A 23,423-nucleotide genomic window follows, 5' to 3' on the forward strand; every position below is an offset into this window, starting at 1 on the left:
CCGTGCAAGCCACCTTCCCGTCCTACGCGGGCAACAGGTTGCGCAAGTCTCTCCGACCATCAACCACGCGGACGATCCCAACTATCTCGATGGGGCCATCATCCGTGTCCGGTTCGATTTCGTAGAGCAGCACGAAGGGGCTTTCGACCAGCATGCGGGCCGCTGGATGGATTTCCGGCCGCCGGACGCCGAGGCGTGGCTGATCGATCAGGAGCTTGGCCTTCTGCTCCATGCGCGCCAGATAGCGCTCAGCCGCCGCCGGCTGTTCGGCGCCGATCGTCAGGTAGATGTCGATGAGATCGGCTCGGGCCTGCGGCGTCCATATATAAGGTCAAGCGCCATGACGCGGCGCGCCCTTGAGCTTGGCGCGCGCTTCTTTCCGAAGCTCCTCGAAATCCGGTGGCTCGGCCGGGCCGCTGGCCTTGCCTTCGTCCCACAGCGCCCGGAGGCGGCGGATTTCCTCGGTGCGGGCCACCCATTTGGCTTCCCAGTCGCGCATGGCCTCGCGGACGATCTCGCTGGTGGTGGCATAGGCGCCGGTGCTGACGGCTTCGCGCATCATCGCAGCCTGTTGGGCCGTCAGGGCCAGGCTCATCTTCTCGACGTTGGGCATTGTCGCCTCCCGCTCATTGGTAGGAAAGTTTACTACCAATCGGGAGGGCTGCCAAGACGAGGGGATGGCCGCCACCGCGAAAACCCGCGCTTGCCTAGAGTGCGGCACGGTTTTCGAGGTGGTTCATGGCATCGACGGTTTCCATCTGCAATCTGGCTCTCGGCCACCTCGGGGCCGACAAGATCGACGCGCTCTCCGAGGCGAGCAGCGAGGCGCGGGCCTGCAATCGCTTCTACGGGCAGACGCTGGATGCGCTGCTCGCCGCCGGTCCGCCCTGGCGCTTTGCCCGCCACGCGGTGGTGCTTGCGGAAGTGACGGGGACGGCGGCGACAGGCGGCGCCATCAGCCGTGGCCGCTGGGCGCATGCCTACGTGCTGCCGGCCGACCTCATTCGGGTGCGCGAGCTGAGGCCACCGGACGGAGCGATATCCGACGAGAGCCCGCAGCCTTACGAGCTCGCCGGCGACCGGCTTTACGCCGACCTCTCGCCGGCCGTTCTCCACTATATCCGCCGGGTCGACGACCCCTCGAAGTTTCCGCCGCTGTTCGTCGAGGCGCTGTCCTGGCACTTGGCGGCACGGCTCGCCATGCCCTTGACGCGTGACGCCGGCCAGCGGCAGGGGGCCTTCCAGATGGCCTTGCAGACGCAGGCCGCCGCGGCAGCGGCCGATGCCAATGACGAGCGGGTGGGCAGCGGCTTCATCTCCGATTACGAGCGGGTGCGGCAATGACGCTGCGCGCCTATCAGCCGGCCTTCGTCGGCGGCGAGCTGTCGCCGGCGCTCTGGGCGCGGGTGGACACCAAGACCTATGCGCTCGGCCTCAAGACGGCCAAGAATCTGACCATCCAGGCGCATGGCGGGGCGAACAACCGCGCCGGGCTGGAGTTCGTCGGCGCCGTCAAGGACAGCACCAAGGCGACACGGCTGGTCCCGTTCCAGTTCAACGAGGAGCAGGCCTACATCCTGGAGTTCGGGGAGCATTATATCCGCTTCTGGCGCGGCGGCGGCCTGATCCTGTCGGGCGGTAGCCCCTACGAGGTGACGACGACCTACGCCGCCGGCGATCTCGCCGACCTGGTGTTCGCCCAGGAGGCGGACGTGATGTATATCGTCCACCCATCCTATCCGGTGAAGAAGCTGTCGCGCCTCGCCGACAACAACTGGACCTTCACGGGACCAACCTTTGCCCCGGCCATGTCGGCGCCGGCCGGCATTGTGGTCTCGATGCCCTATAGCACCACGGGGCAGCCCGGATATATCGCGCACACCTATCGCTACAAGGTCGCCGCCGTCAGCGCCGCGACCGGCGAGGAAAGCCTCCCCTCGGCCGAAGGCTCCTGCGTCAACGACCTGTCCATCGACGGGGGGACGAACCGCATCGGCTGGAGCCCGGTGGCCGGCGCCAGCAAATACGTGGTCTACAAGTTCTCCAACGGCTCCTTCGGCTATATCGGCTCGACCACCGACCTTTATCTCGACGACGAGAACATCACCGCCGACACGGCCGACGGGCCGCAGATCGGTCGCAATCCGTTTGGCGGGCCGGGCAACTACCCGCGCGCCGTCACCTTCATCCAGCAGCGGCTGGCGCTCGCCTCCACCGACAACGAACCGCAGGCGGTCTACCTCAGCCAGACGGCCAACTACGAGAATTTCGGCTACGCCTCGCCGGCGAAAGACAGCGACGCCATCACCTTCCGCATGCGGGCGCGGCAGGTGAACATCGTCCGTTCGATGCTGGCGGCCCGCTACGGCCTGTTGCTGCTCACATCCTCGGCGGAATGGGTGGTGACGGGCGGGCAGGCGTCGGACGCCATCACGCCCAGCGCCATCGTCATCGCCAACCAGGGCTATCGCGGCGCGGCGCCGGTGCAGCCGATCAACGTGGGCGAGACGGTGCTGTTCGCCCAGCGGTCGGGCGGCGTGGTGCGCGACTTTTCCTACAGCTACGGCGACGACGCCTGGGTGGGCAAGGACCTGACCATCATGAGCCGGCACCTGTTCGAGAACCGCTCGATCAAGGCCTGGGCCTATGCGCAGGCGCCGAGTTCGGTGGTGTGGGTGGTGCTCGACGACGGCTCCTTGGTGTCGCTCACCTACATGAAGGAGCACGAAGTCTGGGCCTGGACGCGGCACGAGAGCGGCGCCGGGGCACTGTTCGAGGACGTGACCACCATCGCCGAGAACGGCGAGGACGTGCCCTATTTCGTGGTGCGGCGCACCATCAACGGGGTGGCGAAGCGCTATATCGAGCGGCTGCACAGCCGGGCCTTCGACCGGGTGGAGGACGCCTTCTTCGTCGACAGTGGCCTCACCTACTCAGGGGCACCGGTGACGCGGCTCGTCGGCCTATCCCATCTCGAGGGGTGCGAGGTGGTAGCGCTCGCCGACGGCAACGTGGTGCGCGGGTTGAGGGTGACGGCCGGAGCCGTGACCCTGCCGGTGGCGGCCGCCAAGATCCACATCGGCCTCTCCTACGAGGCGGTGCTGCAGACGCTGGATCTCGATCTCGGCATGGTCAACGACATCGGCTCGGTGCAGGGGCGCTTCAAGTCGATCGCGAGGGTGGTGCTGCGGGTCGAGAAGACGCGCGGCATCTTCCTGGCACCGAGGGACGAGGGGCGCGACGGCGAGCGCATCGTCGAGTTCAAGCAGCGCTCCACCGAGGCGTGGAACGAGGCGATCGGCCTCTACACCGGCGACATCGACATGGTGCCGCCGGCCAGCTGGAACCGGGCCGGCGGCCTCTACGTCAAGCAGTTCGACCCGCTGCCCATGTCGATCCTCTCGATCATGCCGGAGGTGACGCTTGGGCGCTAAGCAATTCCAGCAAAAGTGGAAACCGGTTTTGCGTCCGGAATTGCGTGAGAACAAGGGAACGGAGCATGTCGGCGAACAAGAGTTCGTCCGACATGGTCCGGTCATCAGGATCGTTCCGGCGCGCGGCAAGCACTGCCGGTCGATCGGCCGGCGCATGCGGGCCTCCGACGTCACGGAAGTCTGGCGGTCGGGCCGGGTGGGGCCTGTGGAGGCGCTGCGCCGGTCGATGCGGCAATCCACCGCCTTCACGGTGCTGATCGATGGCCGGCCGGAGATCATGTATGGCGTCGGCGACCTCAACGTGCTCGCCGGTGTCGGCGGTGTCTGGCTGCTCGGCACCGATGCCATCACCCGCAACTGGCGCTGGTTCCTCAGGGCGACGGCCGAGGGACTGCCCGGCCTGTTCACGCGGCACGAGGTGCTGCGCAACGCCGTGGACCGTGAAAACGCCGCGTCGCTACGCTGGCTCGAATGGCTGGGCGCGGCGTTCCTGATGGAGATCGACGTCCACGGCCACCCCTTCGTGTTGTTCGAAATGAGGAAGCGCCGCGATGTGTGATCTGGCAACCGCATTGACCGTCGGCGGCGGGCTTCTGAGCGCCGCCGGCCAGATTTCCAGCGCCAACGCCCAATCCAAGGCCGCCAAGTATAACGCCGAGGTGCAGCGGCAGAACGCCATGCTGGCCGAGCGGCAGGCCAGGAACGTGCTCAACGCCGGGATGCGCGAGGAGCAGAAGCAGAAGGCGATGACCGCCCATCTGATGGCCAAGCAGCAGGCGGCGCAGGCCGCCAACGGCGTCGATGTCAGCTTCGGCACGCCGCTCGACCTGATGGTGGACACCGCCAAGCAGGGCGCCATCGACGCGCTGACCATCCGCACCAACGCCTACCGGAACTACGACGACGTCCGCAACCAGGCCGTCGCCTCGCGCAATCAGGCGGCGCTCTATGACATGGAAGCCAAGAACAGCCGCACGGCGGGGATATTGGGCGCGTTCGGGTCGATGGCCAGCACGTTCGGCAGCGCGTATGCCAGCGCGGCAAAGATGAATCCGAAGGTGAGTTCGAACCCGATCACCAAGACCTCCCCCTATAACGGCGGAAAATCAATCTATGACGACTATGCGAAGCATGGATTGTGGTGACGCTCGCCGTTCGATCTTGTGAGCTGAGGACATCACATGTGCGAACTCTCCACGGCTCTGATGATCGGCGGCGGGGTTCTCGGCGGGGCCGGCCAGATTTCCAGCGCCAATGCCGAGGCCAAGGCCGCCAGGTATAACGCCGAGGTGCAGCGGCAGAATGCCGTGCTGGCTGAGCGGCAGGCCAGGAACATCATCGATTCCGGTTCACGCGAGGAGCAGAAGCAGAAGGCAATGACCACCCAGTTGGTGGGCAAGCAGAAGGCGGCCATGGCCGCCAATGGCATCGACCCCACTTTCGGCTCGCCGCTGGACGAGATGGTGAACACGGCCATGCAGGGCGCCATCGACGCGCTGACCATCAAAACCACCACCTATCGGCAGGCTGACGACGTGCGCAACCAGGCGGTCGGCTATCGCAACCAGGCGGCCCTTCTTACCATGCAGGCCAAGAACAGCCGTACGGCGGGCATGCTCAATGCCTTCGCGTCGATGTCCACCGCCTTCGGCAAAGCCGCCGCCAACCACGCGAAGCTCAATCCCAGCTCCGGCGATCCGACGGCAAAGGCAGGCGGGGCCGGCAGCTCGGGGGGCTTCTGGGCGAATTTCTGGAGATGATGCCCGCCAGTGACGATCGGATGACCGGGCTCACTGCATCTGCTTGGCCGGAGCCTCGGCCGGCACCCGGGCGGGCGCTCTGGCGCCTTTCCGGTGCCTGATCACCATATCGAGCGCCACCTGGAACGGCGCGGTGGCGTTGGCTTCGAAGGCGATACGCTCCCGCTCGGTCATGTCGCGCGTGTAGGTTTCCTTCGAGGCGGCGTTGGCGGCCGCGCAGGGACCCTCGAGCAGCGCCGAGGCGATCGTCGCGGCATCGGAGACGCGGTCGTCCATCTTCGACACGTTCTTGTCGAGGCAGGCGATGAACTTCTCGATGCTGGCCGTCTGTTCCGCCTCGCTGGCCGGCGGCAGCCTGGGGGGCGTGTTGCATCCCGCCATGGCGAGAAGAAGGGCGGTGATGCCGATGGTCTTCTTAAGGCACATGTGCACGATAGATATCTCCCAAGCGATTCCGCTCGCACCGACTATGTCGCGTGGAAGGCGAGGCGACAACGAGATGCAACCTTGTTTGGCATTGGGGTGAATACGGGCTGCCTGCTCGGGAGCACGATACGGGCCGCTCGTTCGGAAGGCCAAGCCGTTCCGCTTCGTTTCCGCATCCCTGGATTGGAGCGGCGTGCTAGAAATCCGCCATGTCCTTCGGCGTGTTCATACACCGCTTCGATTCGATCTACGACGACAGCCCGGCGGAGCGCTACCAGTTCCCGGCGCAGTATCTCGGTCGCGTTCAAGCCTGCGTCGGCGACTGGATCGTCTATTACGAGCCGCGCAAGATCCGCGATACGCGCGGCTATTTCGCCATCGCCCGCGTGGCGCGCGTCGTTCCGGATGCGGCATCGGGCATGTATGTCGCGGAGATCGAGCCGGGCAGCTATCTCGATTTCGTCAGCCCGGTGCCCTTCTCCGATGAGGGCGGGGTGATCGAGCGCGGCGTCCTCAACGAAAAGGGCGGCATGTCCGCTCGTGCTCAGTGGGCGGTGAGGCCGATCAGCGCCGCCGATTTCGACCGCATCCTGGCGCGAGGGTTCCACGAGGCGCAGCCCGAGCTGCCGCGCATCGGTCCGATGCCGGATGCCGATGTGAGCGTCGGTTTCGACGAGGGAGCGCAGGCGCCTTTCATCCTGGAGCAGCCGCGCCTGCGCGTCGAGCAGCTTACCTCGCGCATCCTTCGCGACCGACTGTTCCGGCGCGTGGTGCTCAGGGTCTATGACAAGCGCTGTGCGGTGACCGGCCTGAGGCTGATCAACGGCGGCGGCCGTGCGGAGGTGGATGCGGCGCATATCCGCCCCGTCGAGGCCAGCGGGCCGGATATCCTAAGCAACGGCCTGGCGCTGTCGGGAACCGCGCACTGGATGTTCGACCGCGGCCTGATCAGCCTCGACGACGATTTCAGGATCCTGGTGTCACGGCACGTCAACGACCCCGACAGCGCGCGCGGCCTGATCAACGCCAGCGGCCACGCCATCGTTCCGCCGCGCCCATCCGACCGCCCGAGCCCGCATTTCCTGAGGTGGCATCGAGAGAACGTGTTCAAGATGTAGGGGTGGGTGCGGTTTATCGGAGTTGGCGCATAATCGAGAGTTATGCGGCAGATCCGATAGGGCGTGGGCAGCTGCTGAAGCCGCTCTATGCCGTCCGAAATTTCGGCCAACCGGTGTCATCCGGCCGGGGAGGGGGAGGCGCGGCCACCAGGTCTGCGATGAACGACGCCAGCGGTCTGGCGTTTTCGTGTGAGCTCGCCTCTTCCAGTGCCGCCATGTACTCGGGTTTCCGTGCGACCGGAATGATGGTCCAGGGATAGCCCCCCGAGGCAAGCATCGCATTCATGATGAAGCGGCCGGTGCGACCGTTTCCATCTCCAAATGGATGGATGTAGGTGAACACGAAGGGACCGAGAACGGCACCAACGCGGGGATCTGTCTCGTTCGCTAGGCAGTCGAGCATGGCGTCCATCGCCGGCTGGACGGAGGTCTCGGAAACCGGGACGTGCGCCGAGCCGCGGATATAGACCGGGTGCTGCCGGTAGCCGATCAAATCGACAGGCTTGATGAAACCAGCGTTGACCAATGGCCGGAACAGCTCCGCTCGCCAGTCGGCGTGGCGCTCGTAGACGATCTCAGCCGCATTCTCGCCGTCCAGAATCCGGCCGACGTCTGCCTTCACAAGCTGAAACGCCTGCCAGTAGCCGCGAGCCGCAAGTGCATTGCGGGTTTCGAAATCGGCTTGCCGGTGATCCGGGTCCCAATCTCCGGCGCTGACCCGCTCGATCAGGTCGGGGGTCACCTGATAGCCTTCGATGGACAGCGAGTTGTAGGCATCGCTGATGTAACGGTCCTCGATCTCTGTGAGATAGGTGGCTTTCGATGGCAACCGACCGATCGGCAGCGTGAAGCCGTCGAGCACGCCATCACGCAGGACCGACCATAGAAGCCGGATGCGTGTGTCGATCGCCGCGACCGGTCGCTTCGGCAAACGAAACTCCGGAACGTCGCCACCGAACGGGTCGGTCTCACGGACATCAAATCCCGCCGCCTTCATTCCTTGCAGGATCTGGTCGGCGTCTCGGGCCTTGTCCAGTTTGCGCAGGGCTCCGGCAAGGCGGCCAGCCGAGGCTGATGCGCCGGCGCCCACCAGGTAGCGTAGAATATCTGCCGTGCCTCTGATCGATCCCAGCACGGACAGGATGTCTTTCTTGACTGTTCGCCAGGCATTGGGCTGGATCTCGCAAATGGCCGCGATCGCTGGATAGACGGGGGTGCCATTGATCTCCTGAGGCTGAACATCGAAGACCTTCCCCAGCACATAGATGCTGGTGCCGTAGGGCAAAGGCAGATTGCCATTGGCATTGGCCTTGGCGTGTACGACGACCTGGGGCGGAACCTCCCATCTTTCCGCGTGGATCGCCACAGACCCCTCGGGAGAGATGACCCAGTTGCCCGTGCCGAAGCGATCGTTGAGGTACTCTCGGGCGAACTCCCAGAAGGCCGAGTGCCAGGCCGCCGCATCGAAGCCGAGCCGGGATGCGTAATACCAGCCTTTCATAATTTCCTGGATGTACTTGGCTTCGATGAGCCGCTCTCGATGCAGCCGGGATAGTTCGTCGCTGCGGAAAACGCGCCGTTGGCCCTCATTGGTCACACCGATCAGTTGCCGCAACGAGTCGGCGATTTTCTCGTTCAACGGCTTTCCCTTGGCCATCGTAGGCTCCTGGATCGGACGCGATTGAGTTGTGTTGCGAATTCACAGTAGGACTATGTCGTAGATTTACGATTAAATCATGTCGTAAAGTTACGATTGGATTATGCTGTGGAGTGGCGATTGAATTCTGCCGATAACTCAAAACCAATGAGGGGTTGAGGCGAAGGCATGGCGGCTTGCTCCATACAGGGTGCAGGGGCTGGAGCGTGAACTCTCGTAGGTGAGCGACGCGGATAAGGGCAGGGTGTAGCCGGTACGGGTGGCGCGGGAGGGAGCTTAGGGAGCGCGATATCGGCCGGGGAGTTTCATTCTGCCTGAGGTCCACCTTGAATTCGCGTGCGAGTTCAAGCGGCCTTCGCCAGGAAGACAGAATTATATAAATAAAAACAAATACATAAGTTGTCATCCTGGCGAAGGCCAGGACCTCAGGACGAGAACGCGAGCGGATGGTATCGGGCTCCTTACTCCCTCAGCCCCCGGCACGTCGCCCGTACCAGCCATTCGATCTGCGCTTCCAGCGCGGTGAGCGGCACTGCCACCAATCGCTCCTCCAGCCCGAGGGTGACGATGCCGTGGACGGCGGCGAAGAGGGTGCGGGCGGCTAGGACCTGGCGCGTCTCGTCCATGTCGGGGACGAGGAGGGTGAGGGGTTCGGCGACGTGGCGGAAGAGGCGGAGCTGGTCGTCGGCGGCCCAGGCGGGGAGGGCGGTGCCCTCGGCGAGGCGGAGCTCGAAGAGGGTGCGCCATAACAGGAGGTTGTCTCTGGCGAAATGCAGGTAGGCGTGGGCGATGGCGACGAGGCGGGTCACCGCGTCGTCCTTCGTTCGAAGCGGCAGCGCGTCGGAGGCGGCGGTGAGCGCCTCGCCGAGGCGGCCGAGGGTGCGGGAAGAGACGCGGAGCGCCAGCTCGTCGAGGTCGGCGACGATGTTGTAGAGCCCGCCGAGCGCGATGCCGATGTCGGCGGCGAGGTCGCGCGCCCTGAGGTTCGCCATGCCCCCCTCGGCGATGCGGCGCTCGGCGGCGTCGATGAGGGCGGCAAGCTGGGCCTGGCGCCGTTCGGAAAGGGGGGTAGTCATGGGCTTCACCTTTATCGAGCGGAACCTATCTGGCGAACCGAGGTCGCCGACGGGATCCACCTCCCTTGCTTCACGCAACTCCGGACGCAAAACCGGTTCCCACTTTTGCTGGAGTTGCTTTGGAGCATGTCGCCGACATGCTCCGCTTCCTTGCTTCGCGCAACTCCGGACGCAAAACCGGCTCCCACTTTTGCTGGAGTTGCTTTTGTTGAACATCGTTCATTTCACTCTTGAACAACGTTCACATCTCCGCTATAACCGCCACATGAACAATGTTCATAGCATGGAGGCGGGGCGGAGTGAAGGGTGAGGGCGGGGAGGAATCCAACCGTCATTTGCGTTTCACGCGCCGATCCGCTTCCCTGTTTCCATTGGCCATTGCCCCTTGAGATCCCTCGGGAGGTCCCATGAGCAAGTCGCTTCTCATTCAGCGCCGGTTCGGGCCGCTGTTCCTGGTGCAGTTCTTCTCGGCCTTCAACGACAATTTCCTGAAGAACGCCCTGGTGTTCACCATACTCTTCCAGATGGGCGTCGCCGGCGGCGAGGCGCTGGTGACCATCGCCACCGGCATATTGATGCTGCCCTTCATCTTCCTGTCGGGCTTGGGCGGTGAGCTCGCCGACCGCTACGACAAGGCGCGCGTCGCCGGCTGGCTGAAGCTCATCGAGATCGCCATCGCCGGCCTTGCCGTGCTGGGATTTGCCATCCAGTCGATTTCAGTGCTGATGGTGGCGCTGGTGCTGTTCGGCGTGATCTCCGCCCTGTTCGGGCCGATCAAATACGGCATCCTGCCCGACCTGCTCGCCCCCTCCGAACTGCCGCGCGGCAACGCTCTCGTGGAGGGCGCCACCTTCGTCGCCATTCTCACCGGCACCTATGCCGGCGGCTTCGCCACGGGCGCCTATGGCGGTCCATGGGTGTTCGGCGTCGCCATGATGGTGCTGGCCGTCGGCAGCTGGATCGCCGCGCTCTATGTGCCCAAGGTGGGCGCTGCTGCCCCGGAGACGGCGGTCGATCCCAACGTTGCGCGCTCGACGGTGCGGCTCATCGGCGAGCTCTGGGTCGACGCGCGGCTGTGGCGCACCGGCGTGATGGTCAGCCTGTTCTGGCTGTTCGGCGTGGTGGCGATGGCGCTGATGCCGACCTTCGTGAAAGACATTCTCGGCGGGCGCGAGGTGGCGGTGTCGGCCTATCTCACGGTGTTCGCGGTGTCGATCGCCGTGGGTTCGGCGCTGGGCGCCTGGCTGTCGGCCGGCCGCATCGTGCTCTTGCCGGTGCCGGTGGCTTCCGTCGCCATCGGGCTTGCGGCGCTCGATCTCGCCTGGACGCTCTCCGGCCTGACGCCGGCGCCGGCCACCGAAAGCCTCTCTGAGTTCTTCGGCCGGCCCGGCGCCATTCATGCCGCCATCGACCTTGCGGCGCTGGCGATTGCCGGTGGCGTGTTCATCGTGCCGTCCTTCGCCGCCGCCCAGCACTGGGCGCCGGTGACGCGTCGTGCCCGGGTTGTCGGCGCCATCAATGCGTTGACGGCTCTGTTCATGGTGGCCGGCGCCGGCACGGTGGCCCTGGCGCAGGCGCTGGGCGCGACGGTGCCGATGGTGCTGGTGGCCCTCGGCCTCTTCGCCTTCGGCGCGGCCGTGTGGATCTTCAAGGTGTTGCCGACCAACCCGCTCAGCGACTTCGTCTCCATCCTCTTGCGCGCCGTGTTCCGCATGGAGGTGACCGGCAAGGCCAACATTCCGCCGGCCGGTGAGGGCGCTATCGTGGCGCTCAACCACACGAGCTTCCTCGACGCCGTCGTCGCCGTGTCGCTGCTCGACCGCGACCCGGTGTTCGCCATCGACCACACCATGGCCGAGGCCTGGTGGGTGAAGCCCTTCCTGCGCTTCACCCGCGCCATGCCGCTCGACCCGACCAAGCCGCTGGCGACGCGCGCGCTGATCGCCGCCGTCAAGGCCGGCGAGACGCTGGTGATCTTCCCCGAGGGGCGCATCACCGTGACGGGTACGCTGATGAAGGTCTATGACGGCGTCGGCCTGATCGCCGACAAGGCCGAGGCGCCCATCGTGCCGGTGCGGCTCTCCGGCCTGGAATCGACGGTGTTCAGCCGCCTCAACTCGCTGCAGGTGAAGCGCCGCTGGTTCCCCAAGGTGACGGTCAACATCACCGAGCCGGTGCGGCTTTCCTTGCCGGAGCAGCTCAAGGGCAAGGCGCGCCGGCAGGCGGCGGGCAACGCGCTCTACGGCATCATGTCCGACATGATGTTCCGCACCACCGACACCGACCTCACCATCTTCGAGGCGATGGTGGCGGCCGCCCGCCAGCATGGCGCCGGACGCCGGGCGGTGAGCGATCCGGTGGGCGGCAAGCTCAGCTATCGCCGCATGCTGATGGGCGCGCGCATCCTCGGCCGCAAGCTGTCGGCGCTGACGGAGCCGGGCGAGACGGTGGCGCTGATGGTGCCCAACGCGGTCGGCGGCGCAGTGACCTTCCTCGGCCTGCAATCGTCAGGGCGCGTGCCGGCGATGATCAACTTCACGGCCGGCGCTGCCAACATCCTGGCCGCCTGCACCGCCTCGAAGGCCAAGGTGTTCGTGACGTCGCGGGTGTTCGTGGAAAAGGGCCGGCTGGAGCCGCTGATCGCCGCCATCGAGGACAAGGTGAGGATCGTCTGGCTGGAGGATATCCGCGCCACGGTGACAAGGGGCGACAAGCTGGATGCCTTCCTCAACTGGCCGAAACGGCTCAGGAAGGCCGGGCCGGATGATGCGGCGGCCATCCTGTTCACCTCGGGGTCGGAGGGGACGCCGAAGGGCGTGGTGCTCAGCCACCGCAACATCCTCGCCAATGTGGCGCAGGTGGCGGCGCGCATCGACTTCTCGCGCACCGACACGGCGTTCAACGCGCTGCCGATCTTCCACTCCTTCGGGCTTTCGGCCGGCCTGATCCTGCCGCTGGTCTCCGGCGTGCCGGTGTTCCTCTACCCGACGCCGCTCCACTACCGGATCATCCCGGAGTTGGTCTACCAGACCAACGCCACCGTGCTGTTCGGCACCGACACGTTCCTCTCCGGCTACGGCCGCATGGCGCACCCCTATGATTTCCGCTCGCTGCGGCTGCTCGTTGCCGGCGCCGAGGCGGTGAAGGAGACGACGCGCAAGCTCTACGCCGAGAAGTTCGGCCTGCGCATCTTCGAGGGCTATGGCGTGACCGAGACGGCGCCGGTGCTGGCGCTCAACACGCCGATGCACAACCGGGCGGGAACGGTGGGCCGCCTGCTGCCGGGCGTCGAGCACAGGCTGGAGCCGGTGGAGGGCATCGAGGCGGGCGGGCGCCTCCACGTGCGCGGGCCCAACGTGATGCTCGGCTATCTCCGGGTGGAGAACCCCGGCGTGCTGGAGAAGCCCGACGGCGGCTGGCACGACACCGGCGACATCGTGGCGCTCGACGACGACGGCTTCGTCGCCATCAAGGGCCGCGCCAAGCGCTTCGCCAAGATCGGCGGCGAGATGGTGTCGCTGGCCGCCATCGATGCGCTCGCCACCCAGTGCTGGCCGGACGCGATGTCGGCCGCCGCCAGCGTGCCGGATGCCAAGAAGGGCGAGCGCATCATCCTGGTGACCGACCGGAAGGATGCCACGCGGAATGGCTTCATGGCGTTTGCGCGGGAGCGCGGCGCGACGGAGCTGATGATGCCCAGCGAGGTGATGGTGGTGCCGGCGCTGCCGCTGCTGGGTTCGGGCAAGACGGACTTTGCTGGGTTGAACAAGCTGGTGAGGGAGAAGGTGGAGAGCGTGGCGGCGTAGTCGCCGGGAAACTGAAAGCTGGGGGCTCCGAGGCGCCTGATAGTGCCCTCGGAGCCCCTTTCTGCCTGAGGTCCACCTTGAATTCGCGCGCGAATTCAAGCGGCCTGCGCGAGGATGACAGGAAATTGATATAAAACAATTGGTTATCGAATCGTATGGTGCCGCTGGCAACGCGCTGCAAGATGAAACTCCGGCTGCCATCATGCTGTCATCCTCGCGCAGACCGCTTGAATTCACGTGTGAATTCAAGGTGTACCTCAGGCAGGATGGAACGCTGAGGGGTATATCGGGCTCCGGCGTCGATCGTGTCTCCCTTCCAAGCGCCTCTCCACCACCACGGAAACCTCAAGTCCTTAGCGTCGGGCCGACAGCGTCGGACTGCATTGCGTCCTGACGCGTGAGCGATGCGAGGATCAGATGCCCGTTGTGCCGACCTATGAAGACCGGGGCATTCGCCTCGATCCCGGCCTCAATTTCCGCGACAACACCCACGCCACCGGCGAGATGTTCGGCTCGCAGGTGGGGGCGGCGCTGGGCAGCGTCGGGCGGGGGCTCGCCGATCTCGGGCAGGCGGTGGCCGAGGTGCATGAACTTGACGCCACCAACGCGGCCAAGGACAGCCACAATGGACTGATCGAGCGGGTCCGCGAACTCGGCTATGGCGACGGCGGCTATCTCGGCACATCCGGCCGCAGCGCGGTGGAGGGTTACGCCGGCTACGAGGCGGCGGTGCGGCAGGCGGTGAAGGATGGCGCCAGGGGCCTGTCGCCGCTGGCGCTTGCCAAATACATGGACGCCGCCAATGCCACCGCCCAGGGGGCGCTCGCCACCGGCGAGGCGCATGCCCTGGACGGGCGCAAGGCGTGGACGACGGCGACCAGTGAGGCGCGGATGGCTGCCTTCCACGGCAACGCGGTGGCACAGTCGGACAACCCGCACGCCGTGGCCGAGAACACGCTCGCCGCGCTCACCGAATATCGCGAGATCGGCAAGCTGATGGGCTGGCCGGAAGGCGAGGTAACCGACAGGGGGATGGGTCTCGTCTCCGGCGTCTACGAGGACATTGCCCGCAACAAGGCGGCGACCGATCCCATCGGCGCGATGGCCTTCATCAGGGACAACGCGCCGCTGTTCACCGAAGCGGCCCGCAAGCGGCTCGATGCCGAAGTCGGCGAGGCTGCGCGCGACGAGGAAACGCGGCAGGGCGCGCTGGCTTTCGCGGCGGGACGGCGAAAGCCGGCCGAGGCCTCGCAGCCGCCAGTCGAGGGAGTGGCGGGCGCCGATGCCGCGGGGCGCGTCGGCCCGACGCTGGAGCGGGCTCTCCTGCTCGGCCGCATGACGGGTGACGACGCAGGCAAGGTGCTCCGCCTCGATCCCAATTTCTCCACCAACCTCTCCGCCCTATTGGAGGATGCACCATCGGCGTTCCGCGACGACATCAACATCCGCATTCCCGAGAGCGAGGCGGATGGCAAGGGGCGGTCGGGCGAGCTCACCTACAGGGGCAAAAGCCTTTCCATCGCCCCGTCGCAACTGCTGGACTGGGCGCGGCGCAATGCCGGGCGCTATGGCTTGGTCATGCCGGTCGGCGGGTCGGGCAGTTCGGTGATGGCCGCCGCCGACGGCGTTGCCGCGCGGGCGCTGCGGCCGTCGTCCGACGCCATCGACAAGCACCTTGCCGGCATCGCCGATCCCGACCGCCGGGAGATCGCCAAGCAGGCGATTGTCACCTCGCTGGATCTTGAGAGCCAGCAGGAACAGGAACGGCGGGCGGCGGCCAAGGCCGAGTTGTGGCAACGGGTGGATGGCGGCGCGGCGCCCGACGCGCTGCCCTTCACGCTCCGCCAGGCGGCCGGCAGCGGCGCCATGACTGTGGCGCGCAACTATGTCAGCAAGGCGTTGGCCGGCCCGATCATCGGCGACGACGTGCTGCTCGCCGACATGCGCCTGTTCTCGGCCGAGCGGCCGGAGGACTTCGCGCAGGTCGACCTCAACGACTATCGCGACCGCCTGGGCAAATCCGATCTCAAGGCGCTGGCCGAGAGCCAGTCGGCCATCGGCCAGGACAGCCGCAAGGCGCGCGATGAGGGCGCCGAGCTGAAGGATGCCTTCGACATGGCGAGGACACGGCTGGTAAACGCCGGCGCGCTGCCGCCCAGCGGCGAGGAAAGTGCCGAACAGCGCCATCTGCTGGCCCGGGTGCAGAACGCCGTCTACACCGGCCTCGCCGACTTCAGGGCGGCCAACCCCAATGCCAGGCCGACGCCGTCCGACATCTACAAGTCGGTCGACCCGTTCCTCATGCCCTACTACCTACCGCAGCGGGACCCGAGGCCCAAGCCGAAGGTCAAGCTCTCCGACATCTCGCCGGACCTGCGCACGAGCATTACACGGCAGCTCGCCATGGAGCTTGGCCGCAAGCCGACAGACGGAGAAGTGGCGCGGGAGTATGCGGCGTTCCGGCAGTCGCAGGTGGGTTAGGAGGGAATGGCACCCGACAGCTCCAGGCTGGCCTCCTGGTAGAGCATGGCGCACAAGATCAGGGTGACGACGATACCCGCTATCAGCCCCGCCGTGGGCGTCTTGGTCTTCCGCACCATCCTGACGATGCCGAAGAAGATTATCGCAGCTATGAACGAGACTGACGTCTCACCCAAAAGCTCTCCGATCCATCCCCCATAGGCGCCGGGATAGTAGCCCACCTGATCGCCTCTATGAAGCTTGACCGTAAGGTTGCCAACGAGAGAAAGAATAAACAGGAGGGCGAGGCTTATCCTGAAACCGGTCTTTATCTGCGCGGGGCTATAGTCTTTCACTTCGGATCGTCCTCTTGTTGTTCGAAGCTTTTCGGCTCAACGGCGTCGTGAGTCCGCCTCGCCAGTTTGCCTGACACTGCTTGAATTCTTTGCTGCGTTTCCTTGGTCCTTGAATTCTGGCGAACTCGCTCGACCTTGCGCGGATCCTGTGCTCCGTTCCTTTTATGTTCTCGTATGTTTACCCACCAAAAAGCGAGTCTGCAACCGACTGCAATCTTTTCTAGAGTCGTGGTGAATACTGAGGAGGTGAGCTGGTCGGAGCTCCCCAGGCTTCGCTCAGGAAGCTGTTGGCTGGATAGGCCGGCGCGACCATCACCACGGAAACCCCCAGGACTTAGCGTCAGGCCTGATCCTTTTCGGGAGATAGGCCTTTGCGCACCCCTGACAGCCCTGAAAACTACAACGCCTACAAGGATAGGCAGCGGCAGCAAGACGAGAAGCGCCAGACATTCCGGGTCGCGACGCAGCTGGGAGACCATACCAGTTCGCCCGTCAGCGATGGGCAACTGGCCGAGCAAGCGGCCAAAGCGACCGGGAGCAAGCCGGCGCCGGAGGACATGGTCAGGGCCAATCACGAACTGTTCCGCGAGGCGGACAACAAGGCGTGGGCGGAGAAGATCGGAAAAGAGGCGCCCATTACCTTGGCGGTGGCGGGCGACCCCAAGAACGTGTCCCGTCCAAGGGAATACTACGACGCGCTGGCTTCCTTGGAGCAGGTTACCGGCAAGCTTGTCGCGGCCTCGCAGGCTTTTCCTGACGGGACAGCCAGGGCGAGAGGAAGGCTGAACTCGCCTTCAATCCCGAACACGGACTTTGTGGACGAGTTTGCTGCTGTCCGCCAGCAGGTCAATGAGCAAAGTGGTGGCCATCCGGCGCCATCAGGTGGGCAAGGCAATAGCAATGGGCTCCGGCTCGGCGAGAAGGTGATCAATGTCGAGGTGGTGCCGGACACCGATGTTACGGCCTCGTCGCCGCGCAGTGATTCCGCCGCCGACCCGACGTCTGACAGCGCACAGTCTGGTTCCTCCTCGGCAGACTCCCAGAACTCAACATCCTCAACTGAAGCGAGTGCGGGCAGGGGTCCCAACGGCGGGCTTCGGCCTGGCGAAAACGTAATAAATGTCGAAGTGGTGCCCGAGTCTCGCACCAACTCGACAAATGGCACTGCGGCTAGCACCCCGTTGTCGGGCGATGTCTGGGCTAAAACGCCTCCATATGGCACTGGCGAACAGTCGGTTATGCCTGTTGGTACCGGGTCGGAAAAAGCTTCCGCCATTGGGAGTTCGTTACCTTTTGGTTCGGATCCGTCGATACCGAACGTCACGACCTTTGAAATGCCGCGGATTAAGTTGCCCGACGCCCCTTCGGCGGGCGCCTCGCTTGCGCTGGGTATCGCGGGTCTCGGCAAAAACCCTGGTTATTGGGTCGTAGCGGCCTACAGGGACTTGATCGACAAGCAGTCTGACATCCCCAAAGATAGGGCTCTTGGTGTTCTTGATGGCGTGGTCACCGGCAACCTTACGCGAGAGCAAGCGCTAGCGAAGCTGACAGCGGGACCCTCCGCCGCGGGGCAGGCGGGCGATTCAGCCATCGCGGCAGCGGATGGCGGCAGTTGGGATGATGACTCACCGCTGGATTCCTATGCGTTCTTGGGTTCTCCAGCTCTGTCGGTGCCGCTCTGGCCGATCCCCGAAATGCCAGAGATCGAGTTGCCCAAGGACGCTCCCTCGGAACGTGCCGCGCTTGCGCTGGGCATCGCCAGTCTTGGCAAAAACCCGGATTATATGGTCGTAGCAGCGTTTAGGGAACTGATCGCCAAACAACCCGATATCCCCCAAGAGCGAGCTATCCGAGCTCTCAATGGTGTGGCCGACGGCAGCCTAACGCAAGAGCAAGCACTGGAGATGTTGAACTATATACCATCACGCGAGCAGGAAAAGCTCGCGGATGAAGTTGCCAATTCGGTAGGCCTCACTGAGGACGAGGCAAAAGATCTTGAGGAGTGGCTTAAAAGCCAACCTTATATTCCCGTTGATCGGGCTTTGGAGGTATTCCATTCGGTTCGCCGAATGAAATACGGACCGACAGAGGCAAAAAACTTGCTGATGGCAACAACCGACGAAGAACTCGCCAGTCTTGCCGAGAGAATGGTTCACGCCAAAGGAAAGAGTCCTGAAGAAATAGCGGCTATTCGCCGAGGAATTTACGGTCAAAATAGTGTTGATTCTTTGATTTCTGATCATTACTTCAGAAAATTTCTTAACGGCGATTTGACCGAAGATCAGCTTCTGAAAATCATGACGCGACATGGAGTTATTGGATCAATTGTCGAGTTTGCAAAAAGAATCCCGACGTGGCAAGCTAAATCTGTGGGGAATATTATTAAGTTTCTCGACTACTACATTGCTATGCCGGAAACGAAGGAATGGAAAAACTATAAGGCTCTGATCCAAGAAGTGCTGAACTTGAAAGGTAAGAGTCAGTCCGAGTTCGATGAGGTTTACCAACGTATTCTAAACACCCCTAACCCTGGTTCTCTGATTGAAGCTTGGAATGCTATGAAGGAGGGCGAGGATCCTGAGGAAGTGGGCAAAATGTTTCCTTCCTACCCTCTTGGGGACGGGGCCATAGCATACGGTAATGAATTCGTCACGCCTGGCTGGGAGAACAGCACCGCCGGCCGGCTTGGAGAAGCGACCGGATCTTTGATCAACGCAGCCGCTTTTGGCTGGTTGGCTCCGCTTTACGCGGGTCTGGATGGGGCAGCGGCCAATCATGCTAAGGCTGTAGAGAACGGCGCAGACGCAGAAACGACAAGAAACTCGGATGCGTTGGCAGGATTTCTTGGCCTTTTTACGAGCCTACCCCTCGAAAAAGCGCTCATGAGGTTTACGCCGCTCAAGAAATATGCTGGTGGGGCAGTAGATGATATCGTCGGGTTAGGCACCAACGTTGGAATGTCAGTGGTGCAGCAGGGCGGCCAAAACGCCATCGCGAAGTGGGGCTACGATAAAAACCGCGCCCTGTTCCAAGATGCGGGCACCGCTGCGGCTGCCGGCGCTTTACTGTCGGGGCTGAAGATCGGCGGAGGGATTGTCTTCAGAAAAGCTGTTGCCGGGGTGGACTCGTATTCCGCGCGAAAAGCTGTCTCCGAGGCACAAGAGGCCGTAAGGCGAGATGGTGTCCTGAGGGATATGGAAGATCTTTTGGAGCAAAAGGTCTCAGTCGTTGTCAACAACAGAACGGAAATCTACGATTTTGTCCAGCAGAAAGTAAAGGGGACACCTAGAGAGACCCTCTATTTTCGGATAGACAATTTCGAAAATTCTCTGGTGAAAGCTGGTATCGACCCCAAAACTTTTGTCGAGAGCCTGGGTGGAGTCACGCTGGGCGATTTTCGAAAGGCAGCTAAGGCCGGAGGGTATGTTCGCGTACCCCTAGCTACCTTCGTAGCTTACGTGATGCGAACAAACGCAAGTAAACCTCTTTTGGAACATGCGACGTTCAGGCCCGGGATAACGACGCCGGCAAATGCTGCGGATTTTTTGAAAAACCTTGCAAACACGCAGCCAAAAGGGACGGTGGCCGACCCGCCCGAGGAGAAGCCTGCTCCGACAGATACGTCCGCAACAGCCAAGGCTAGTCCGCCGTAGTGCACCTGTTCGGTTGCCGTTGGCTTGAAGCAATGGGGCGGCTGCCTCCGCCGCTGTGTCGTAGGCGCCGCCAACGGAGCCTGCGCCATCACCGAAACCTGTGTGCTCAAAAGGTCAGCTTCGTTCCTAGCGCTCAACCGGCGCAGAGAGCCGATGCCCTCAAAGTTTTCGCCGTCGGAGAACAAGAATGCAGTCCTCAAAGGCCGCCAGCCCAGACCCGGTTCTTCTCGCGGAGAAACCCGGAGCCGATCGATCCGACAGGGATAAGGCTGTGCAGGGCAAAACTCGAAAGCGGCCGAGCAAGATGTTTCACCTGCCGCCCGAAAGCAGTGAAGTCGACCAAACTAATGCATCCGCCGCTGACGTTGATACGCTGAGGCGGCTGTTCTCTGTGGCCGCTCTCTCAACGCTTCTATGCGAAGCCGCACGCGCATACGTCAACAAACTCGACGCCATGGCGAAGCGGGGAGAACCCACTGCCTCTCAGGACAAAGCAGCGCTTTCCCGCTGGTGGGGCGATGCCGAAGACGGCACGGAACAATTCGCCCGCGCCTTGGAGGACTATCTTCTGAAGGGTACGGCTTTGCCGGCCGGGCCTCGCGAGGCGTTTCGGCATTTTCGGGCGTGGCTGATCGGGCTTTATCTTACGGAGAGGCGGCTCGGGGCGGCTGTCAGCCCCGAGGTGGGCGATGTGTTCGATCGGCTGCTGGCCGTCGAGCTGGCGCTGGTCGAGGCGCGCCGGGCGGCGGGCGATGTCGGGCCGGTGTCGCCGGATCTCCGGGAGAAGCGGGCGGCGGCGGAGGCCGAGGCCGAGGATCGGCTGACGCGGGAGATGCTGCGGCCGGTGCGGGAGGCGCGGGAGAAGGGCTATCGCGAGGAACTGGCGGCCGCGACGGCCGAGGCGGAAGGGCGGATCAATGCGCTGCCGGTCTATCGGGCGACAGAGTGGCTGACCAATCGGCGTTGGCTAGAGCACCCGCCGATCAGGTTGAAACAACCTGATCGAAAAGCGGCTGCTCCAGGAAAAAACATCGATGAAGCGTCGGCGCTGCCGACGATCAGGCTGTCGCGGCCCATTCTGGTCGAGCGCTATGGCGAGGCGGTGCTTGCTGCGTTGCCGCGCGGGCGGTTCACCGCCTATGCCGCCACGGGTGGCGTCGACCCCGACGAGGCGGCGGGGCTGTTCGGCTTTTCGAGCGGCGACGAGATGATCCAGGCGATGGCGCTGGTGCCCAAGCGCGAGGCGACGATCGCCTTGGAGGCCAAGCGGTTGATGGTGGAGCGGCGGGGCGATCCGCTGGTTGACGGCACATTGCCGGAGAAGGCGCTGGCCGCGATCCACGGCAACCGCATGGCCGAATGGCTGGCTGCCGAGCTGAAGGCGCTGGCCGGTGCAGCCGGCGAGGCGCAGCCCGTCACGGCCGAGGGGGCGGCGGATTTCGCCCGCAATGCGCTGGTCGATACGCCGGTGCGCAACGCCATCGATGCCCGCCACCACCTGGTGGCCGAGCGGCGGGCCGGCGAGGAGGTGGCGAGGCTCGCCGCCTCGGGCGAGGATGGGGAGGGGCCCAAGAAGAAGATCTGCGATGCCCGGCGACGGCAGCTTCTCAACCTGGCACTTTATGCCGAGGCGCTGGGGATTGCCGACGAACTCGAGACGGCGGAGGAGATGGTGCGCCGGCTCGACCATCCCGAGCGGCCGGAGGTGACGCGTGGCGTTGACGGCTGGCCGGCTATCGATGCCATTCTCGACCGCTTCGAGTTTCGCCGGTCCGGCGAGCCGGCGCCGCGTAACGCTGTGGCCGCTTTCGTGAAGGCGATGACGGCGGCCGGCCGCGACAACGAGCTGGCATTGGCTGACGTCGTGCTGGCGGACGGCGAAAGCAAGCCCTATCGCGAGCTGCCGATCGGCAGGCTGAAGGCGGTGGTGGCCAGCCTTGAGAACATCGAACACGCCATGGGCCGCAACGATGCGCTGGTGGACGGGCGCGGACGGCAGAGCCTTGGCGACGCCGCCAAGGGCATCGCCGCCGCGTTGGCACGGGCGAAGGGTGGGGCGGGGAAGCGCTCGGTCGATCTGGGGCGGGCTTCCGATGAAGTATTGCGGGAGATAGACGGCCGCGCCGAGGGGCCGGCTTTCACCGCGCTGAAGGCGCCTGTCGATGCCGCCGTCGCGGCGTTGAAGGCGCGCCGTCAGCGGGCGGCTGAGGAGATGGCGGCGCTCTATGTGCCCTATGATGCCGGGGAACGGCGGGCGATGGCGGTGCGCCGGTTCCTGCCGGCGCTGGGGCGGTCGCTGTCGCGCTGGGAGATGATCGCCATCGCGCTCAACGCCGGCAACGACGCCGGTTTTGCCGGGCTGATCGGGCAAGCGGGCTTTGCGTCGGAGGTGGTGACGCAGATCCTCGCGGCGCTCGACGGGCGGGATGCGCGCTTCGTTCAGGCGGTGTGGGATTATCTCCAGGGTTTCCGGGGCGACATTGCCGCGCGCGAGCGGCGGGCGACCGGCGAAACGCCCAGGTGGCCCGAGGCGCGGCCGGTGAACGTGGGCGGCGTGGCGCTGAAGGGCGGCTTCTATCCGTTGGCTGTGAAGAGTGATCTTGCCGCCGATGTGCGGGCGGGACGGTTCGCCAAGGCGATGACGGAGGAGGGCGAGGTGGAGGGGGGCGTCGGGCTCGATCCCACGCTGCTGCACGCCTATGTCGACCGGCTGCTGCACGACCTTGAGCTGTCCGAAGTGGTGACCAATGCCGGACGGCTGTTGCGGGAGCTCAGCGAGGCTTTCACCGTCAACGGCCGGAAGGACGATCTCGAAACGCTGGCGGGCTGGCTCGACGGAGTCGCGGCCGGAGATCTCGAGCCGGCGGCGTTCCTCATGCATATGGCGTCGGCCGAAGGCGGCGATCCGGTATCCCGGCAGTTGGCGCAGGATATGGCGGCGGCGGTGATCGAGGCGGCGGGGCTGCCCGAGGCGATCAAGGCGGTGGGCGACAAGGATTTCGCGGCAGGCATCAGCGGGACCTTCGTCCCCGGCATCGGTGATCGGGTTGCCGAGCGGTCAACCTTGATGGCCGGGCGGCGGGCGTCGGCGGCGAAGCGGGGAGAGGCGGGGCAGGAAGATCTCGCGGGCTGGCTGATCCGGCGCGCTCGCTGGCATTTCGTCGACCTGCCCGTGTGGCTCGTCGGCTATGGCCAGGGGCTCGCCCGCTTCGGCAAGGAGAACAAGGCGGTGGCCGAGGGCGACAGCTGGGTACGGCGGCTGCAGGCTGGGATGGATGGCAAGGCGGAGGCGGCGGTGAAGACCATGATCGCGGCCTTCTTCCGTGCCCATCCCGATGCGGCCGGCGCGGCCGGCGATCTCGCGCGCGCCCTCGGCGCCGCCATGCTGTTCGCCCGCGAGAAGGTGGTGTTGGCGGCGGCACGAAGCTGTGAAGGCGGCTTCAGCATTATCGGATCGGCGCCGGCCATTCGTGACGCCGCACCGGCTCCGGGGGAGGGGGCGCTACGAGCGGCGAGGTGGGCGGCCCCTGCCGAATCTCAGCAAAGCGTTGCGGATGGCAAGGCGGTGCGCTCGGCCATGATGGCGGCGGCGCTTCTCATGGATGCACCGCCGGCTGTGGCGATCGACCATGTGTTCGGCGCCACGAAACAAACCCCTGAGAGTTAGGGTCCCGGAA

General features: G+C 64.7%; 16 protein-coding genes. 10 read left to right on the plus strand and 6 right to left on the minus strand.

Annotated features, from left to right (window positions below; translation table 11 throughout):
* Positions 1-22: 22 nt before the first annotated feature.
* Positions 23-325 carry a type II toxin-antitoxin system RelE/ParE family toxin gene (locus tag CXZ10_RS20350; RefSeq protein WP_101291206.1) on the minus strand — a complete coding sequence of 101 codons (303 nt, stop codon included), beginning with the start codon at positions 323-325 and terminating at the stop codon, positions 23-25.
* 6 nt (positions 326-331) lie between these two features.
* On the minus strand, positions 332-613 hold the full coding sequence (locus tag CXZ10_RS20355; protein WP_101291207.1) for a ribbon-helix-helix domain-containing protein: 282 nt from the start codon (positions 611-613) through the stop codon (positions 332-334).
* A gap of 125 nt (positions 614-738) precedes the next feature.
* On the opposite strand from CXZ10_RS20355, the gene CXZ10_RS20360 reads away from it, so the two are divergent.
* Genes CXZ10_RS20360 through CXZ10_RS20380 form a run of 5 tightly spaced genes read left to right on the plus strand, consistent with a single transcriptional unit; the run spans position 739 to position 5,194 of the window.
* Complete coding sequence (locus CXZ10_RS20360) at positions 739-1,344, plus strand: phage connector family protein (protein WP_101291208.1); 606 nt, start codon at positions 739-741, stop codon at positions 1,342-1,344.
* Positions 1,341-3,434 (plus strand): phage nozzle protein, encoded by a 2,094-nt coding sequence (locus tag CXZ10_RS20365; protein ID WP_101291209.1) that lies wholly within the window; start codon positions 1,341-1,343, stop codon positions 3,432-3,434. Before CXZ10_RS20360 ends, CXZ10_RS20365 begins: the two co-directional genes overlap by 4 nt.
* 28 nt (positions 3,435-3,462) lie before the next feature.
* Positions 3,463-3,993, plus strand: coding sequence for a hypothetical protein (locus CXZ10_RS20370; RefSeq protein WP_180336106.1), 531 nt, complete (start codon positions 3,463-3,465; stop codon positions 3,991-3,993).
* 13 nt (positions 3,994-4,006) lie between these two features.
* Complete coding sequence (locus tag CXZ10_RS20375) at positions 4,007-4,579, plus strand: virion core protein, T7 gp14 family (RefSeq protein ID WP_143741580.1); 573 nt, start codon at positions 4,007-4,009, stop codon at positions 4,577-4,579.
* Positions 4,580-4,615: 36 nt separating this feature from the next.
* Complete coding sequence (locus CXZ10_RS20380) at positions 4,616-5,194, plus strand: virion core protein, T7 gp14 family (protein ID WP_101291212.1); 579 nt, start codon at positions 4,616-4,618, stop codon at positions 5,192-5,194.
* Between the two features lie 30 nt (positions 5,195-5,224).
* Here the strand turns inward: CXZ10_RS20380 and CXZ10_RS20385 are convergent, their stop codons facing one another.
* Positions 5,225-5,626, minus strand: coding sequence for a hypothetical protein (locus tag CXZ10_RS20385; protein ID WP_143741581.1), 402 nt, complete (start codon positions 5,624-5,626; stop codon positions 5,225-5,227).
* A gap of 203 nt (positions 5,627-5,829) precedes the next feature.
* Between CXZ10_RS20385 and CXZ10_RS20390 the strand changes: the two genes are divergently transcribed.
* Positions 5,830-6,738 (plus strand): HNH endonuclease, encoded by a 909-nt coding sequence (locus tag CXZ10_RS20390; RefSeq protein WP_101291214.1) that lies wholly within the window; start codon positions 5,830-5,832, stop codon positions 6,736-6,738.
* A gap of 85 nt (positions 6,739-6,823) precedes the next feature.
* On the opposite strand, the gene CXZ10_RS20395 is transcribed toward CXZ10_RS20390, so the two are convergent.
* Positions 6,824-8,395 carry a Fic family protein gene (locus CXZ10_RS20395; protein ID WP_101291215.1) on the minus strand — a complete coding sequence of 524 codons (1,572 nt, stop codon included), beginning with the start codon at positions 8,393-8,395 and terminating at the stop codon, positions 6,824-6,826.
* Positions 8,396-8,856: 461 nt separating this feature from the next.
* Entirely contained in the window at positions 8,857-9,471 is a 615-nt protein-coding gene (locus CXZ10_RS20400; RefSeq protein WP_101291235.1) for a TetR/AcrR family transcriptional regulator, read from the minus strand.
* A 407-nt stretch (positions 9,472-9,878) separates the two neighbouring features.
* On the opposite strand from CXZ10_RS20400, the gene CXZ10_RS20405 reads away from it, so the two are divergent.
* A complete protein-coding gene (locus CXZ10_RS20405) occupies positions 9,879-13,277 on the plus strand; it encodes an acyl-[ACP]--phospholipid O-acyltransferase (protein WP_101291216.1) in 3,399 nt (1,132 codons plus the stop codon).
* A 417-nt stretch (positions 13,278-13,694) separates the two neighbouring features.
* The gene (locus CXZ10_RS20410) at positions 13,695-15,758 is read left to right on the plus strand and encodes a hypothetical protein (protein ID WP_101291217.1); all 2,064 of its coding nucleotides are present in this window, start codon (positions 13,695-13,697) and stop codon (positions 15,756-15,758) included.
* On the opposite strand, the gene CXZ10_RS20415 is transcribed toward CXZ10_RS20410, so the two are convergent.
* Positions 15,755-16,093, minus strand: a complete 339-nt coding sequence (locus tag CXZ10_RS20415; RefSeq protein ID WP_101291218.1) for a hypothetical protein — start codon at positions 16,091-16,093, stop codon at positions 15,755-15,757. The genes CXZ10_RS20410 and CXZ10_RS20415 overlap by 4 nt on opposite strands.
* A gap of 371 nt (positions 16,094-16,464) precedes the next feature.
* On the opposite strand from CXZ10_RS20415, the gene CXZ10_RS20420 reads away from it, so the two are divergent.
* Positions 16,465-19,746: a hypothetical protein gene (locus CXZ10_RS20420; RefSeq protein WP_101291219.1), complete on the plus strand. Its 3,282-nt coding sequence runs from the start codon at positions 16,465-16,467 to the stop codon at positions 19,744-19,746.
* Between the two features lie 454 nt (positions 19,747-20,200).
* Complete coding sequence (locus CXZ10_RS20425; protein ID WP_143741582.1) at positions 20,201-23,413, plus strand: hypothetical protein; 3,213 nt, start codon at positions 20,201-20,203, stop codon at positions 23,411-23,413.
* Positions 23,414-23,423: the final 10 nt, after the last annotated feature.

The organism is Pleomorphomonas diazotrophica, assembly GCF_002844595.1.
Taxonomy (GTDB): domain Bacteria; phylum Pseudomonadota; class Alphaproteobacteria; order Rhizobiales; family Pleomorphomonadaceae; genus Pleomorphomonas; species Pleomorphomonas diazotrophica.